Below are 413 nucleotides of genomic sequence, written 5' to 3' on the forward strand. Positions count from 1 at the left end.
GGGTACGACCGCGAGGCCAGAGGTCAGATCGTCCCGAACGAAGCCGTCGACGGACTTCATACCCGGCGTCGCCGCGACCAGCAGCCAAAGGGCCCGCCGCAGACGCCCCACGGCGGGGCGAGCGTGCGGACCAGCCGCCACGCCCGGCGGCCGTCGGGACGTCGGCCGGATCGCTCACGGCGCCAGCACGGCCCCGACCGGGTCGTGGTCGCTGCCGAACGTGTCGCTCCCGCGGCGGGATTCGCCGAACCGGTCCGCCGCCGCCCCGCCGACGTACAGCACGTTGATCGCCCCGGAGTCCGCGAACGGGAACACGCCGTCGCCGCGGGCGTCGTCGTGGGTGTTGCCCATGTCCCGCGACAGGCTCCGCAGCGACAGCCCGTCTACCAGCCCGCCGGACAGCAGGGCGTGGG

1 protein-coding gene is annotated in these 413 nt (G+C 75.1%); it reads right to left on the reverse strand.

The window, feature by feature from the left end; genetic code table 11:
* Positions 1-174: 174 nt before the first annotated feature.
* Positions 175-413, reverse strand: a 239-nt coding sequence (locus ACG2DA_RS23095) for a hypothetical protein (RefSeq protein ID WP_395259071.1), incomplete at its 5' end; no start/stop codon positions are given.

The organism is Alienimonas sp. DA493 (assembly GCF_043951915.1).
GTDB lineage: Bacteria > Planctomycetota > Planctomycetia > Planctomycetales > Planctomycetaceae > Alienimonas.